Origin of the sequence: Pseudomonas alvandae, assembly GCF_019141525.1 — a bacterium.
Lineage (GTDB): Bacteria > Pseudomonadota > Gammaproteobacteria > Pseudomonadales > Pseudomonadaceae > Aquipseudomonas > Aquipseudomonas alvandae.
This window is the reverse complement of record NZ_CP077080.1, coordinates 34,662-50,153: the sequence shown is the minus strand read 5'-3', so window position 1 is coordinate 50,153 and position 15,492 is coordinate 34,662. Positions and strand designations below refer to the sequence as shown.

Below are 15,492 nucleotides of genomic sequence, written 5' to 3'. Positions count from 1 at the left end.
CAGCGAGCTTGGAAGGGACTCAGGCGGCGATAGGGCTGCGCTGAGCTGGTCAAAACTTAAACGAGAACACAACTATGCTTTTCTCCCGTAAACCTTTTGCTTCGGTTTCCAAGCGTCATTTGCTGCTGGTCGCTGTTGGCTTCAGCACCGTACTGACCGGCTGCGCTTCGTCGCCGACCTCCAAGGTCGCTTCGAGCACCAAGGTCGAGTACTACCCGAATTGCTACGAGCCGGTGCAGCACCTGCGCTCCACCGAAGGCAACATGACCAAGTCGGTCGTCACTGGCGCAGCCGTCGGTGCCGTCGGTGGTGCGCTGCTGGGCGCCCTGACCGCCGACAAGGAAGACCGTGGTCGCAACGCCGCCATCGGTGCCGCGGGCGGCGCCCTGGCCGGTGGTGCAGCTGGTTACTACACCGAGCGCCAGAAGCAGATCGCCGATGACAACATGCGCATCGCTTCCTACGCTGCCGACGTCAGCAAGAGCGCTTCGGACATCGACCGCAGCACCGCGTACGCCAAGGCTTCGCAACAGTGCTACCAGAACGCGTTCAGCAAACTGGTTGCCGACCGCAAGGCCAAGACGGTCAACGACACCGAGGGCCGCAAGCGCCTGGCGGAAATCGTTGCCGGCCTGAAAGAGTCCAACGACCTGATCGTCGCGGTGAACGGCAAGGCGTCCGAAGACCTGAACAACTACACCCAGGCTTACGAGAAAGACCTGCAACAAGTGGGCGTGCAGCGCACTGACGTGGTGACCGTGGCCACTGCTGACACCACGCAGGTTGTGGCGGCGCAGACCAGCACCAAGACCAAGAAGAAAGTGACGCCGGCGAAGAAGAAAGAACTTCCAGTGGTGCCGAAAGAAGCGGTCGCTACCGAGAAGACTTTGCAGGATGCCAAGGCCAAGCAGGATCAGAGCAAGCAGGTTGCGAGTGCCGGTACTACGCAGGTGAACAGCATGTGCAAGAACCCGGACCTGGGTGACTGGGCGCCGGTTCCTTGCCCGAATGTTTGATCGGGTGCATATCCGTTGCTGCGGTGATGGCGGCTGGCGGTTACGCCCTTACGGCGTGTCACTTTTGGCAAACGCCCCAAAAGTAACCAAAAGGTCTTGCCCCACCACTCGGCACCTCGCCTAGGCTCGGTGTGCCCGAACGCAGGCATTGCTCCGTGGGCCGCCGCGAAGGGTCATCCATGACCCAGCGCGGCTAACCCGGCATCCATGCCGGGTTGCCCACTGCGCAATACCTGCGTTCGGCCATCGTGGTTAACGGGGCCTCCAGATCAAAAGCCAAGCCGAGGCGGCCTGATAGCCGACCTGGTTCTAGGTGGGACCGCGTTTCCCTGTGGGAGCGAGCTTGCTCGCGAAGGTGTTTGTTCAGTCGGTATCAATGTCGTCTGATACTCCGCTTTCGCGAGCAAGCCCGCTCCCACACTGGATTGGCGCTGAACTGGAGATTCGGTTCGACACAGAACCTTGTGGGAGCGAGCTTGCTCGCGAAGGCGTCGGTTCAGCTTGCCTCTATGTCCGCCCTATCCTTTGGCTGCAGACGCCGCCACCCCCTTCGTTTCCAAATGATCCAACGCCCGTTCAACCAACAACTGCACCCCATCGGCCATGCGGCTGATCGCCAGGGCGATGCAACGGCGTGATTCGTCGATGTCGTCGGCCAGGTCGGCGGCGATGGTGCTGATGGAGAGCAGGTCTTCGGAGGCGTTGGCGAGCAGGGTTTCGGTGTCGATGTGGGGAGAGACGATGAAGAGTTGGTCTTTGTCGGGTTCCGGCGGTGAGGCGGGGTGGGGCTTGAGGTAGTAGTCGAGAGCGCGGTTGGTGGCGTCTTCGAGGCGTTTTTCTTCGAGTTTTTCGGCGCGGGATTTGTGTTCGTTTTTCGGTGGATTCGGTGAATGCTTGACCATATCTATGTACCAGAGTTGGGGTCGACATCCTTTCGCTTGCATTCGAAGAGGTGGCAACTGTACGTAGGTGTGCAAGACCGGTCCGGTACCGCCGGCAGACCCGAAGGTCTCCCACGCACAATTGCCATAACGGACGCGAGCATAAAAAAATGCTCGATCAATAGCCATAACCAATTGCGTACCAGTCCGGACTTGCACGTCCGTGTCACCGTTTTTTTGCGATGACGAACAGAGGTTAGCGGCCCTGGGGACCGCTGCCTAGTTCATGGACAGCCCGGCGTATTGAAGGAAATGTCCGACGAGTCTGAAGGCCAACGAATGACGCTTCTAAACGTGACTTGGCGGTCATCATGCGCAAAAGATGGCCGATCTTCCGCAAACTGGATTGGATGATGGCGTTCTTCTGAAGAATCGCTAAACTGCGCCAGCCGTTCATTTTTCTCACGAGGCTGTGCCGATGAAATTTCGTTTCCTGTTGTGGCTGCTGGGGTGGTTGATGGGCAAGGCCAGCCGCACCAATCCGGCGTTCCAGCAGCAGCTGGGCGACAAGGAGCTGGTGTTCCAGCTGCAAACCCTGGACGGCAAGGTTGCCCGGCACTTCACCGTGAAGAACCAGCGCATCACCAGCCAGTCGGGTGTTTATCCGACGCCGGCCTTCGCCATCGCGTTCAAGGATGCAGGCTATGGCTTCGCCACGATGCAGGCGAAGAACAAGCAGTTGGCGTTCATGACCGGGATCCAGGACAAGTCGATCCAGATCAAGGGTAATCCGGCGCTGGTGATCTGGTTTCAGGGGTTGATGAAGTATTTGAAGCCGAGGAAGGCGAAGAAGGCTTGAGCCCAGTGAGTCACTGTTCTGAGAGGGCTTCTGTGGCGAGGGGATTTATCCCCGCTGGACTGCGCAGCAGGCCCCAAAAGGCTAAGTGCGGTGAGCCTGCTTAACCGGGGGGCTAGGTTTTAGGGCTGCTTCGCAGCCCAGCGGGGATAAATCCCCTCGCCACAACAGCCCATCTGCTGCATTCATTAGTGGCTGAACTGCGAAGCCAGCTCCCGCAGCAGCACTTCAGCCTCAAGCACCTTGCTCACCACATCATCGGCCTTTTCCCGAGTCAGCCCTACGCGATCGAGCAGTGCATCCGGGATCTCTTCGTCCGGACCGGAGCCGATGCTGCGCGAGCGCAGCAGGCGCACGGCCAGGCACACCAGGTTCGGGTAGGCGGCGTATTCGCCGTCGTAGTGGGGGTCGTGCTGGAAGCGCAGGGCGGTGGCCAGTTCGTCGGGCATGTCCCAGTAGCGCATCAGCCAGGCGCCGATCTGCTCGCGGCTGATGCCCAGCAGGTGTTGCTCCACGTAGCTGTGGCACAGGTGCGGGTTGACCTCCAGGTGCCGGCAGATCAACGAGAAATGCGGCGGGAACACATGGGCCAGCAGCAGATAACCGAAGTTGTGCAGCAGGCCCGACAGGTAAGTCAGGCCGCCTTCCGGGCGCTGGGCCCGCGGCATGGCGCGGGTCAGGCCTTCGATGACGGCGGCGGTGTAGATCGATTGCTGCCAGTACGGCGTGGTGTGTTGCGGATGGTCCTTGGGCAGGCTCAGGGTCTTGCCCAGGGCCAGCCCCAGCGCCAGGTTTATCACCAGGTCGAAGCCCAGCACGCGGACGATGGCGTCTTCCACCGAGCGAATCTTGCCCGGCGACGCGTAGTACGGCGATGCGGCCCAGCTCACCACTTGTGCGGCCAAGGCCGGGTCGGTTTCGACCACGCCGGTGATGTCGTCGATGGTGGCGTCGGGGTCGACCCGCAGCTTGATGATTTTCTGCGCGGTTTCAGCCAGCGGCGGGATCTCGATGGTCTCTTCCAGCCGTTGCTGGATGCGCCGGGCGGTGAATGCCTGTACCGCTTGGGTGATTTCCTTGCGGTCGTCGTCCGGGCGGTCCAGGTTCGGGGTGATGTTGCTCACAGGTTCGCCGAACGTCGCGGCGCTGGCCTTGGTGAGCATGGTCTTGAAGGCTTCGCTGGAGACCTCCAGCAGCAACCCCGGCTCGCCCGAGTTGATCAGCAGCTTGGGTTCGCGCAGCAGGCCTTCTTCGTACAGGCACGGCGAACTGGTCAGCGCGGGCAGGCCTGGCAACAGGCTCAGGCTGTGTTTGCCGAGCATGCGCTCCAGGCGCTCGGTCGGCACCGCCGTGAGCTTTCGGCCAGTCAGTTCGGCGAGGCGGTTGAGGTCCAGCAATTGGCTTTGCGGAAACAGCACCATGAGCGCGCCAACGGCATCGTGCAGCAGCACGGCCTGCACTTTGCGAGCGGGGTTGAGGCCCGGTCGTTCGATGACTTCGTCAAAGGCGATGCCCAATTTCTCGAGCAACTGCCGAATCACAGACGGAGCGTGCGGGGTTTCGGGGACGAGGGCAGCTTCAGTCATGGTCTGTATCCGTTTTCCTACAAGTGGGTCAGTATAACCAGCTTGTCTAGAAGGCGCGTCCAGAAAACTGAGCGCGTGCTCACACTTGGCCGTATTGCTGCCCATGGCGCAGCCAGCGGTCCAGCAGCGGGCTGACATGGTCGGGCCAGCGCTCCAGCAGCGCCTGGGCAGCGTCGCGTACTGCCGGGAGCAGGTCGGCGTCGCGCATCAGGTCGGCCACCTTGAATTGAAGCAGACCGGTCTGGCGCGTGCCGAGCATTTCGCCCGGGCCGCGCAGTTCGAGGTCTTTTTCGGCGATGACGAAACCGTCGTTGGTTTCGCGCATGATCCCCAGGCGCTGGCGCCCGATCTGCGACAATGGCGGATGATAGAGCAAGACGCAATGGCTCGCGGCGCTGCCCCGACCGACGCGGCCACGCAACTGGTGCAGCTGCGCCAGACCCAGGCGCTCGGGGTTCTCGATGATCATCAGGCTGGCGTTGGGTACGTCGACGCCGACCTCGATCACGGTGGTGGCGACCAGCAGTTGCAGGGTGCCGGCCTTGAATTCGGCCATCACTGCGGCTTTTTCGGCGGGCTTCATGCGGCCGTGGATCAACCCGACCTTCAATTCGCCGAGGGCGGCGGTGAGGTCTTCATAGGTGGTTTCGGCCGCCTGGCAGGTCAGTTCTTCCGATTCTTCGATCAGCGTGCAGACCCAATAGGCCTGCCGTCCTTCGGCGCAGGCGCCGCGCACGCGCTCGATCACTTCCACTCGTCGGGTATCGGTGACCAGCACGGTGTTGACCGGCGTTCGACCGGGCGGCAGTTCGTCGAGGATCGAGGTGTCGAGGTCGGCGTAGGCACTCATCGCCAGGGTCCGCGGGATCGGTGTCGCGGTCATGATCAGCTGGTGCGGGCACATCCGCCCGCCGACGCCTTTCTGCCGCAGGGCCAGGCGCTGTTGGACGCCGAAGCGGTGCTGTTCGTCGATGATCACCAGGGCCAGGTTCTTGAACTGCACTTCGTCCTGGAACAAGGCGTGGGTGCCGACCACCATCGGCGCGCCCTCGGCGATCTGCGCGAGGGCGGCGGCGCGGTTCTTGCCCTTGAGCTTGCCGGCCAGCCAGGCGACTTCGATGCCCAGGGGTTCGAGCCAGCGCTGGAAGGTGATGAAGTGTTGCTCGGCGAGGATCTCGGTGGGCGCCATCAACGCCACCTGATACCCGGCTTCCAGCGCTTGCAGGGCGGCGAGGGCAGCGACCACGGTCTTGCCCGCGCCCACGTCGCCCTGGATCAGCCGCAGCATTGGCTCGGGCTGGCTCAGGTCGTAGGCGATTTCGTTGCCGACCCGCTGCTGCGCGCCGGTGGGGGTAAAACCGAGATTGGCCAGGTAGCGAGCCGGCAGCTTAGTCGCCTTGGGCATGGCGGGGGCGCGCAGCGAGCGCAGGCTTTCGCGCAGGCGTTGCTGGGACAGTTGATGAGTCAGCAGCTCTTCGAAGGCGAGGCGATGCTGGGCCCAGTGGTGTCCGAGGGCGAGCTCTTCCACATCCGCGTCGGCAGGCGGGTGATGCAGGTAGCGAATCGCGTCGGCCAGCGGCGCAAGCTGATAATCCCGGGCCAATTCCTTGGGCAGCCAGTCCGGCAGGCTGGTGGGGCCGAGCATTGTCAGGGTTTGCTGGCAGAGTTGGCGCAGGCGCTGTTGGGTCAGGCCTTCGGTGAGCGGGTAGACCGGCGTCAGGGTTTCCGCGACGGGCGGCGGCTCGTCGCCGGTGATGGCGCGGTATTCCGGATGATAGATCTCCAGCCCCGAGGCACCGGGCCGCGCCTCGCCGTAGCAGCGCACGCGGGTGCCACGCTTGAGGCCTTCCTTTTGTGCATTGCTGAAGTGATAGAAACGCAGGCTCAACCCGCCGGTGCCGTCCTGCAGGCGCACCACCAGGCTGCGACGCCGGCCCATGACCACGTCGGCGCCGCTGACGGTGCCTTCCACCACCGCATCCTGCCCGGGCCGCAAATGACCGATGGGCACCACGCGGGTGCGATCCTGATAGCGCAACGGCAGGTGAAACAGCACGTCCTGGAGGTTTTCCAGGCCGACCTTGGCCAGTTTCTCGGCCATGGCTTCACCGACACCCTTGAGTGTCGTCACCGGCACTTTCGACAGCTCAGTCATGGCTACGGCTTACTTGGCGGCAGGCGGCTTGGCCACGGAGCACAAGCGGATCGAGTCGGCGAGGATCTCGATGGCCTTGGGTCGCGGGAAGCTGGCGCGCCAGGCGATGGCAACGGTGCGGAACGGCACGGGGGCCGTCAGCGGGCGGACTTCGATCACGCCGGGGGAGTAATGATGGCTGTCCACCGCCGACAACGGCAGGATCGAAATGCCCAGGCCGGATGCGACCATGTGGCGAATGGTTTCCAGGGAGCTGGATTCCACCGTGGTGTGCTTGGCGCCTTCGCTGCCCTTGGTCAGCGTCGGACAGGCTTCGAGTACCTGGTCGCGGAAGCAGTGGCCTTCGCCGAGCAACAACAGGCTCTTATCGTTGAGCAGGGCCGCGTCGATGGTTTTTTTCTGGGTCCAAGGGTGCTGGGCCGGCATCAGGACGTAGAACGGTTCGTCATAGAGCGGCAGGGTCAGGACGTCGGCTTCGTTGAACGGCAGGGCGATGATGATCGCGTCCAGTTCGCCGTTGCGCAGCTTGTCACGCAGCACGTGGGTGAAGTTTTCTTCGATATACAACGGCATCTGCGGGGCAACCCGGTGCAGTTGTGGAATCAGGTGCGGGAACAGATACGGCCCGACGGTGTAGATCGCGCCGACTTTCAGCGGGGCGGTCAGCTGGTTCTTGCCGGCCTGGGCCAGTTCGCGAATGCCCTGGGCCTGTTCCAGGACCTTTTGCGCCTGGGCGACGATGCCTTCGCCCACCGGGGTCAGGCGCACGGCGCTTTTGCTGCGCTCGAAAATCAGCACACCGAGTTCGTCTTCAAGCTTTTTCACACCCACCGACAGCGTCGGCTGGCTGACATGGCAACGCTCGGCCGCGTGGCCGAAATGCTGCTCTTGGGCGAGGGTCACGATGTAGCGTAATTCTGTGAGGGTCATGGCGAAACGTCCGTGAAGTTGCGAGCCAAGCATACCGGCTGCAATCGATAGACGCACGTTATCAGACTGGAGGCGCGGTGCGACACTGGCGAATGTCTGATGTGGTGAGGGGATTTATCCCCGTTGGGCTGCGAAGCGGCCCCAAAAACAGGATTGGCGACGGGAAAGCCGGGGGGCATGTCAGCTTTTTTAGGGCCGCTACGCGCCCCAGCGGGGCGGTGCGACGTTTCGCTAAATCCCCTCGCCACAAATAAGAAGCCCCTAACAGGGGCTTGCAATTTGAGGTCAGCGCCGACGCTTGTCGATGGAATACAGGAACGGCGCCGTCAGTTCGACCGTGCCGTTGGTCAGTAGGTCGGCCGGTGGCTTGGGCAGCGGTTGGGCGCGGCGGATCATTTCCAGGGTGGCCCGGTCCAGATCGGCGTTGCCTGACTTGCCCACCAGTTCGAAGGACAACACGTTGCCTTCGGCATCCACCACGAACCGCAAGCGGTTCATGCCTTCCTTGCCGCGTGCCTGGGCGCTGGCCGGGTACTTCTTGTATTTGCCCAGGTGCGCCAGCAGCGTGCCTTGCCAGCTCGCCTTGGCTGCCATTTGCGCGGGCGAAGGGCCTGGGGCCGGCTGCGCGGACTTCTCGGTCGGCGCCTGGGTGGGCTGAGTGTCGGCGGGCTTCTGCTCCGACGGCGTTTCCTTCGGCGGCTCCGGCTTTTTCTCCACCGGCTTGGGCTTGGGCGGTTGAGGCTTCGGCTTGGGCTTGACCGGCTTGGGCACGGCGATTTCCGCCTTCGGCGCTTCGGCCAGTTTCGGCAGCGGCAGCTCTTCCACCGGCTCGGGCGGTTGCGGCGGTGTGACGACTTTTGGCGGGGCAGGCGGTGGCGGCGCTGGAACCGGGGCCAGTTCGACCATCATTGCCTGGGGCGGCAATTCGATGGGCGCACGTGTCGTCCAGTTCAGCGTCAGCGCGATGGCAAGCGCATGCACGCCCAGCACCACGGCCAGGCTACCGCTGTAACGCGTCAGCTTTTGGCGCGTCGTGATCATTTCTTCGGCGCCGTCTCGAGTCCGACCAGGCCGACCTTCAGGTAACCGGCGCCGCGCAGGGCGTCCATCACGCTCATCAGGTCGCCGTAATCCACGCCTTTGTCGGCCTGGAAGAAGATCGTCGTGTCTTTCTTGCCCTGGGTCTTGGCGTCCAGGGTCGGGCCGAGGCTCTCGACCTTGATTTCCTCTTCGCCCAGGAACAGGCGCTGGTCAGCCTTGACGCTCAGGAACACCGGTTTTTCCGGCCGTGGCGACGGCTTGGCCGTGGACGCGGGGAGATCAACCTTGATGTCCACGGTGGCGAGCGGGGCGGCCACCATGAAGATGATCAACAGCACCAGCATCACGTCGATGAACGGCGTGACGTTGATTTCGTGGTTCTCGGCCAGATCGTCGTCTGCGCCTTCTTTCAAATGCAGGCCCATGGCCGATTACCCCACTTTCACCATGTGCGGTTGCGAGCCACGCTCGGGCGGCAGGTGATCGAGATCGCGGCTGACTAGCAGCAGGACTTCGGCCGAAGCATCGGAAACCTGGGCCTTGTAGCCAGCGATGGAGCGAGCGAAGACGTTGTAGATCACCACCGCCGGGATGGCCGCGACCAGGCCCAATGCGGTCGCCAGCAAGGCTTCGGCAATGCCGGGGGCGACGACGGCGAGGTTGGTGGTCTGGGTCTTGGCGATGCCGATGAAGCTGTTCATGATCCCCCACACGGTACCGAACAGGCCGACGAATGGCGCGGTGGAGCCGATGGTGGCGAGCACGCCGGTGCCGCTGCTCATGTTGCGACCGCAGGCAGCCACCAGGCGCTCGAGGCGGAAGCTGACGCGTTCCTTGATGCCTTCCTTCTCGCGGCTGTTGGCCGACAGCTGCATTTCTTCGAGCGCGTCGTGCACCAGCAAATTGGCGAGGGTGCCTTCCTTCGCGGCGCTGGCGCTGGCTTCCTTGAGGGTGGCGGCCTTCTTCAGTGCGGCGATTTCACCCCGCAGGCGACGCTTGGCGCCCAGCAGTTCGAAGCCCTTGGCGATCCAGATGGTCCAGGTGATGATCGAGGCGATGGCCAGGCCGATCATCACGGCTTTGACGACCACGTCGGCGTTCTTGTACATGCCCCAGGGCGACAGGTCGTGGGCCATGCCCAGGGTGTTGTCTGCTTCGAGCACTTGAGGCGCGTCGGCTTCGACGGCCTGAGTCGGATCGGTGGCCACGGGCGTCGCAACGGGTGCGGCCGGGTCGGCGGGTGCCTGGGCGGCGGCCGGCGCGGTGGCCGGAGTCGTGGCGGGTGCCTGGGCATCAGCGAAGGCGGCGCTTGGCGCCAGCATCAGGCTGAGCAGCAAAGCTGCCACCGCGCTCCAGGCGCGAGGTCGGTTGGTTGGCGAAGCGGAAGAGAGAGAGCGTGTCATGCTGGCCGGACCTGAGAGGAAAAAGAAGGTTGATGTTCTTCCAGGCCTCGTGAGGCCGAGAACAAAAGTGGCAAGCATTATTGCAAGTAATTCTTGTTAACAAAAGTAATACAGTTACTTTTTTTGTCGCATGGCTAGCCGCTCATCCCTCTGGCAGCTAGTCTGCGGCTTTTCCAAAAGGAGATCCTGATGCCCGCGCCTTCTGTTTTGATTGCCGGTTGTGGTGATGTCGGCGGTCGTCTGGCCACGAAACTGCTGGCGGCTGGCTGGCATGTTTATGGCCTGCGCCGTGATGTCTCGCGGTTGCCGGACGGTGTGACTGGCGTTGCCGGCGACCTGTTCAATGAGGACTGCCCCATGACTTGGCCGGTAGGCGCTATCGATTATGTGGTTTATTGCGCCGCCGCCACCGACCACGATGAGAATGGCTATCGGAAGGCATACGTCCAGGGACTGCAGAACGTGCTGAGTTGGTTGGGTGACTACGGGCAGGTGCCCGATCGACTGATTTTTGTATCCAGCAGCAGTGTGTATGGCCAGCAGGACGGTGCATGGGTCGATGAGACCTCCGAGACTGTCGCTGCCGGCTATTCCGGACGCTTGATGCTTGAAGCCGAGCAGGTAGCACTCAATAGCGGTATTCGCGCAAGTATCCTTCGCCTGACGGGCATTTATGGCCCGGGCCGCGAATGGCTGCTGACGCAAGTGCGTCGGGGTTATCGCGTGGCGACGGAGCCGCCGCTCTATGGCAACCGGATTCATGCGGACGATGCTGCTGGATTGCTGGCGTTTCTGTTGGAAAAGGATCGGCAGGGCGTACAGCTGGAGGATTTCTACATCGGTGTCGACGATGCACCCGCGCCGTTGGCCGAAGTGGTGGGTTGGCTGCGCGAATATCTGGGCGTGACCGAGTGGGCTGATGACGCCAGCGTGCGCCGCACGGGTAGCAAGCGTTGCAGCAATGCGCGGGCGAAAGCGTTGGGCTGGGTACCCCGTTATCCGAGTTATCGCGAGGGGTATGCGGCGATTCTGGAAGGGCGCTGCTGATTTTTTCTGCCAGCCGAAAAAACGACTGTGGGAGCGAGCTTGCTCGCGATAGCGGTATAACAGTCAACTCGATGTTGGGCGTTATGGCCTCACCGCGAGCAAGCTCGCTCCCACAGGGGAACCCCGTCGGGGCTACTATTGTTTTTCAAGCACCCACTTGCGGGCACCCGGCGTGAACGACGGCATTTCATCCGCCAGCGCCGCATTCACGGTCTGGAAGATTTCCAGTTTCTTGCCATCGCGGGCGAAGATCCAGGTGTTGCCCTGGCCGTTCTGCTGCAGCCAGATGTTGTCGTTGCCACCGCTCATTGAGGCGCAGTCGCCGGCCAGGCACAAGGCGTAGCGATCGGCACCCGGCAGGCCGCTGACCTGGCCGTCGGGTTGGAATTGCACCGTGGCGCCCTGGCCTGGTCCCTCGACGATGTTCCAGTTGCCACCCAGGTAGGCGGTGTACAACGCTCGCTCGAAGCTGGCGCCAATCGGTGCGCCTTCAGGTATCTGCACCTGGGCGCGGTCGAATAGCTGCTGCGGCTCGTTTTCGGTGGCGGCCTGGCTCAACTGGTCGCCGTCGCGCTTGAGTTCGCTGGCGGAGCTGCCGTAGAAGTCGACCTTCCACGCGCCGTCCTGTTCGCCGAGCAGCTTGCCTTCGACATTTTCAAAACCGTTGGTGTAGCGCGCCTGGCCGGCTCGGGTGTTGACGTCCCATTCCAGGTTAGGGCCATAGGCCTGCAGTGCTTCGCGAAGCGGGCCGCCCTTGGCGGCAGCGTCGATGGCGGCCTGGTTGATCCAGGTGCCGCTGATGTCTCGGTCGGCAGGGTCGCTGGCGCAGCCGCTCAGAAGGAGGGCAAGCAGCGAGAAGGCAAGCGCTTTGCGCATGGAGGAATCCTTTCAAAACGAAAACGGCGCAGCGGGGAAACGCTGCGCCGGGTTTTTTACTCGATGACCAGGATGGCGTCCATCTCGACTTGGGCGCCCTTTGGCAAGGCAGCCACGCCAATGGCTGCGCGGGCCGGGTAAGGCTGGTCGAAATACTTGCCCATGATCTCGTTGACCTTGGCGAAGTGGCTCAGGTCGGTGAGGAAGATGTTGAGCTTGACGATGTCCTTGAACGAACCGCCAGCGGCCTCGGCCACGGCTTTCAGATTCTCGAAGACCTGCACGGTCTGGGCTTCGAAGCCCTCGACCAGCTCCATGGTTTTCGGGTCCAGTGGGATCTGGCCGGACATGTACACGGTGTTACCCGCCTTGATCGCCTGGGAATAAGTACCGATGGCGGCCGGGGCCTTGTCGCTGGAGATAACGGTCTTGGTCATTCATGACTCCTTGTAATGAGGGCGCTGTTTGCGGAGCTATGCACGCATCCGCGTGATGCGGATAACCCCTGTCAGGGCGCGCAGTTTCTTGATCACACGGGCCAGGTGCACGCGGTCGTGCACGCTGACCACCAGTTGGACGACGCTGATGCGGCCATCGCGTTCGTCCATGCTGATTTTCTCGATGTTGCCGTCGGCGGCGTTGACGCTACTGGCCAGCAGGGCAATCAGGCCGCGCTGGTGCTCCAGCTCGACGCGCAGTTCGACGTTGAATTCGCCGGTCACGTCCTTGGCCCATGAAAGCTGGATGCATTTCTCCGGGTTGTGGCGGATTTCGCTGATATTGCGGCAGTTGTCCAGGTGCACCACCATCCCCTTGCCGGCGGACAGGTGGCCGACAATCGGGTCGCCCGGGATCGGTGTGCAGCACTTGGCATAGCTGAGCACCAGGCCTTCGGTGCCACGAATCGCCAGCGGGCCCTCAGGGCTTGGCAGCTGTTCGCCTTCGCCAAGCAGGCGGCGGGCGACGACATAGGCCATGCGATTGCCCAGGCCGATGTCCTCGAGCAGGTCTTCGATCAATTCGAGGCGGTATTCGTGGAGCATGACCTGCACGCGCTCGGCCGGGATCTTGTCCAGCGAGCTGTCGAAACCGTTCAGGACCTTGTTCAGCAGGCGTTCGCCGAGGCTGATGGACTCGGAGCGACGTTGCAGCTTCAACGCGTGGCGGATGTGCGTGCGGGCCTTGCCGGTGACCACGAAGTTGAGCCACGCCGGGTTGGGGCGCGCGCCGGGGGCGCTGACGATTTCCACCGTGGAGCCGCTTTGCAGCGGTTCGGACAACGGTGCCAGGCGGCGGTTGATGCGGCAGGCGATGCAGCTATTGCCCACATCGGTGTGCACGGCGTAGGCAAAGTCCACCGCCGTGGAGCCCTTGGGCAGCTCCATGATCCGGCCTTTGGGCGTGAAGACGTAGACCTCGTCTGGAAACAGGTCGATCTTTACGCTTTCAATGAATTCCAGGGAGTTACCGGCGCGCTGCTGCATTTCCAGCACACCCTTGACCCACTGCCGCGCGCGGGCGTGAGTGCTCTTGGGTTGCTCGTCGCCGCTGGATTTGTACAGCCAATGGGCCGCGATGCCATTGTTGGCCATCTCTTCCATTTCGCGGGTGCGGATCTGAATTTCGATCGGTACGCCGTGCATGCCGAACAGCGTGGTGTGCAGCGATTGGTAGCCGTTGGCCTTGGGAATCGCGATGTAATCCTTGAAGCGCCCCGGCAACGGCTTGTACAAATTATGTACGGCACCCAGCACGCGGTAGCAGGTGTCGACCTTGTCGACGATGATCCGGAACGCATAGACGTCCATGATCTCGTTGAAGGCCCGACGCTTGCCGCGCATTTTCTTGTAGATGCCGTAGAGGTGTTTCTGCCGTCCGCTGACTTCGCCTTCGATGCCGTCGATTGCCAGGCAGTGGCTCAGGGACTCTTCGATCTTGTTGACGATTTCCTTGCGGTTGCCCCGGGCGCGCTTGACGGCTTGGTTGATCCGCGCCGAACGCATCGGGTGCATCGCCTTGAAGCCCAGGTCCTCGAACTCGATGCGGATCGCATGCATGCCCAGGCGATTGGCAATGGGCGCATAGATTTCCAGGGTTTCCTTGGCGATGCGCCGGCGCTTTTCGCCGGAAAGCACTTCCAGGGTGCGCATGTTGTGCAACCGGTCGGCGAGCTTGACCAGGATCACGCGGATATCGCGGGCCATGGCCATGGCCATCTTCTGGAAGTTCTCGGCCTGGGCCTCGGCCTTGGTCTCGAAGTTCATCTGGGTCAGCTTGCTGACCCCGTCGACCAGTTCGGCCACGGTTTCGCCAAACTGCGCTTGCAGCGCTTCCTTGGCAATGCCGGTGTCTTCGATCACGTCGTGCAGCATGGCCGCCATCAGGCTCTGATGGTCCATGTGCATGTCGGCAAGAATATTCGCCACCGCGAGCGGGTGCGTGACGTACGCCTCGCCGCTGCGGCGGCGCTGGCCGTCGTGGGCTTGTTCGGCGTAGAAATAGGCTCGGCGGACCAGGTTGACCTGGTCCGTGCCGAGGTAGGCCGATAAGCGATCGGCGAGGGCGTCTATGCTCGGCATGATGATGACTCCTGCCGTCTGCTGTGACCCCGCGCCGTGCTACGTCGACCAGGCATAGGCTTAGACCGCCTCGTTGGACTCGTCCTCGAACGCCGCGAACAGCGGTTCGTCTTCAACGATTTCAGCGTTGGCGATGAACTCGTAGCTCATCAGGCCTTCGGCGATTTCACGCAGCGCTACCACGGTAGGCTTGTCGTTTTCCCACTGGACCAATGGCTCTTTGCCGCCGGTGGCCAGTTGACGGGCACGCTTGGTAGAGAGCATGACCAGCTCAAAGCGGTTTTCCACGTGTTCTAGGCAGTCTTCAACGGTTACGCGGGCCATGGTATTCCTCGGAGCGAATGCAATATGCGCGCTGCCCGGTTGGGCGAGCGGACTCGACAGTTTAAAAAAACACCAGCGTTTAGGGAAGCGCTGATTTTTTGATCAAACCCCTCGGCGCGCTGCGAGTACCAATGTAAAGCCGTCGCAGCGGTTTTGGGAAGGGCTGTTCAGCCCAGCAGTTCGGCCAATAATTTACCGAAACGTTGCTGTTGGCGTTTTTGCTGGAGCTGGCTGGCGCGGAAAATCGCCTTCAAGTCATCCAGTGCATGGGCGAAATCGTCGTTGATGATCAGGTAATCGTAGTCGACGTAATGGCTCATTTCGCTGACCGCTTCGCGCATCCGGCCTTCGATGATTTCATCGCTGTCCTGGCCGCGGTTGGTCAGGCGCTGGCGCAAGGCTTGCTGGCTTGGCGGCAGGATGAAGATCGAACGGGCGTGGGGCATCAGCTTGCGAACTTGCTCGGCGCCCTGCCAGTCGATTTCCAGGATCAGGTCGTGGCCCTCGTCGAGGGTCTGCTGCAAATAGCTTTGCGAAGTGCCGTAGAGGTTGCCGAAGACTTCGGCGCGTTCGAGGAAGTCGCCGTGCTCGGCCATCTTCACGAACTCCTCACGATCGACGAAGTGATAGTTCACCCCGTTGACTTCACCCGGGCGCATGGCGCGGGTGGTGTGGGAGACCGAAACGCGGATCTGCGGCTCTGCGTCGATCAGGGCCTTGACCAGGCTGGTCTTGCCGGCGCCCGAAGGCGCGGAAATGATGTAGAGAGTGCCGGTGCTGTGGGTCATGTCGGGTTAG

General features: G+C 62.3%; 15 protein-coding genes. 3 read left to right on the top strand and 12 right to left on the bottom strand.

The genetic code is table 11. The features are described 5' to 3' along the window. Positions 1-74 precede the first annotated feature (74 nt). Complete coding sequence (gene tagQ, locus KSS97_RS00240) at positions 75-1,016, top strand: type VI secretion system-associated lipoprotein TagQ (RefSeq protein ID WP_030138253.1); 942 nt, start codon at positions 75-77, stop codon at positions 1,014-1,016. 518 nt (positions 1,017-1,534) lie between these two features. Here tagQ and KSS97_RS00235 read toward each other — a convergent pair. Further along, on the bottom strand, positions 1,535-1,918 hold the full coding sequence (locus KSS97_RS00235; protein WP_217860633.1) for a DUF6124 family protein: 384 nt from the start codon (positions 1,916-1,918) through the stop codon (positions 1,535-1,537). A gap of 457 nt (positions 1,919-2,375) precedes the next feature. Here KSS97_RS00235 and KSS97_RS00230 point away from each other — a divergent pair, with 457 nt between their 5' ends. Further along, a complete protein-coding gene (locus tag KSS97_RS00230; protein WP_217860632.1) occupies positions 2,376-2,756 on the top strand; it encodes a helicase in 381 nt (126 codons plus the stop codon). Between the two features lie 185 nt (positions 2,757-2,941). Here KSS97_RS00230 and KSS97_RS00225 read toward each other — a convergent pair whose 3' ends face one another. The 6 genes from KSS97_RS00225 to exbB form a co-directional block, all read right to left on the bottom strand. Beyond that, on the bottom strand, positions 2,942-4,339 hold the full coding sequence (locus KSS97_RS00225) for an aminoacyl-tRNA deacylase and HDOD domain-containing protein (RefSeq protein ID WP_198796206.1): 1,398 nt from the start codon (positions 4,337-4,339) through the stop codon (positions 2,942-2,944). A gap of 79 nt (positions 4,340-4,418) precedes the next feature. Continuing rightward, a complete protein-coding gene (gene recG, locus KSS97_RS00220; RefSeq protein ID WP_217860631.1) occupies positions 4,419-6,494 on the bottom strand; it encodes an ATP-dependent DNA helicase RecG in 2,076 nt (691 codons plus the stop codon). A 9-nt stretch (positions 6,495-6,503) separates the two neighbouring features. Next, a complete protein-coding gene (locus KSS97_RS00215) occupies positions 6,504-7,424 on the bottom strand; it encodes a hydrogen peroxide-inducible genes activator (RefSeq protein WP_030142183.1) in 921 nt (306 codons plus the stop codon). Positions 7,425-7,709: 285 nt separating this feature from the next. Continuing rightward, positions 7,710-8,465 carry an energy transducer TonB family protein gene (locus tag KSS97_RS00210; RefSeq protein ID WP_030142182.1) on the bottom strand — a complete coding sequence of 252 codons (756 nt, stop codon included), beginning with the start codon at positions 8,463-8,465 and terminating at the stop codon, positions 7,710-7,712. After that, on the bottom strand, positions 8,462-8,890 hold the full coding sequence (exbD, locus tag KSS97_RS00205) for a TonB system transport protein ExbD (protein WP_030142181.1): 429 nt from the start codon (positions 8,888-8,890) through the stop codon (positions 8,462-8,464). Before exbD ends, KSS97_RS00210 begins: the two co-directional genes overlap by 4 nt. Positions 8,891-8,896: 6 nt before the next feature. Next, positions 8,897-9,868, bottom strand: coding sequence for a tonB-system energizer ExbB (gene exbB, locus KSS97_RS00200; RefSeq protein ID WP_217860630.1), 972 nt, complete (start codon positions 9,866-9,868; stop codon positions 8,897-8,899). 189 nt (positions 9,869-10,057) lie between these two features. Here exbB and KSS97_RS00195 point away from each other — a divergent pair, with 189 nt between their 5' ends. Further along, positions 10,058-10,915, top strand: coding sequence for an SDR family oxidoreductase (locus tag KSS97_RS00195; protein ID WP_030142179.1), 858 nt, complete (start codon positions 10,058-10,060; stop codon positions 10,913-10,915). A gap of 135 nt (positions 10,916-11,050) precedes the next feature. Here KSS97_RS00195 and KSS97_RS00190 read toward each other — a convergent pair whose 3' ends face one another. The 5 genes from KSS97_RS00190 to gmk form a co-directional block, all read right to left on the bottom strand. Further along, positions 11,051-11,791, bottom strand: a complete 741-nt coding sequence (locus KSS97_RS00190; protein WP_030142178.1) for a hypothetical protein — start codon at positions 11,789-11,791, stop codon at positions 11,051-11,053. Between the two features lie 56 nt (positions 11,792-11,847). Next, a complete protein-coding gene (locus KSS97_RS00185; RefSeq protein ID WP_030142177.1) occupies positions 11,848-12,228 on the bottom strand; it encodes a RidA family protein in 381 nt (126 codons plus the stop codon). Positions 12,229-12,264: 36 nt separating this feature from the next. After that, complete coding sequence (gene spoT / locus KSS97_RS00180; protein ID WP_030142176.1) at positions 12,265-14,370, bottom strand: bifunctional GTP diphosphokinase/guanosine-3',5'-bis pyrophosphate 3'-pyrophosphohydrolase; 2,106 nt, start codon at positions 14,368-14,370, stop codon at positions 12,265-12,267. A 60-nt stretch (positions 14,371-14,430) separates the two neighbouring features. Then, complete coding sequence (gene rpoZ, locus KSS97_RS00175; RefSeq protein ID WP_003177259.1) at positions 14,431-14,694, bottom strand: DNA-directed RNA polymerase subunit omega; 264 nt, start codon at positions 14,692-14,694, stop codon at positions 14,431-14,433. A 167-nt stretch (positions 14,695-14,861) separates the two neighbouring features. Next, on the bottom strand, positions 14,862-15,482 hold the full coding sequence (gene gmk / locus KSS97_RS00170) for a guanylate kinase (protein ID WP_030142175.1): 621 nt from the start codon (positions 15,480-15,482) through the stop codon (positions 14,862-14,864). Positions 15,483-15,492: the final 10 nt, after the last annotated feature.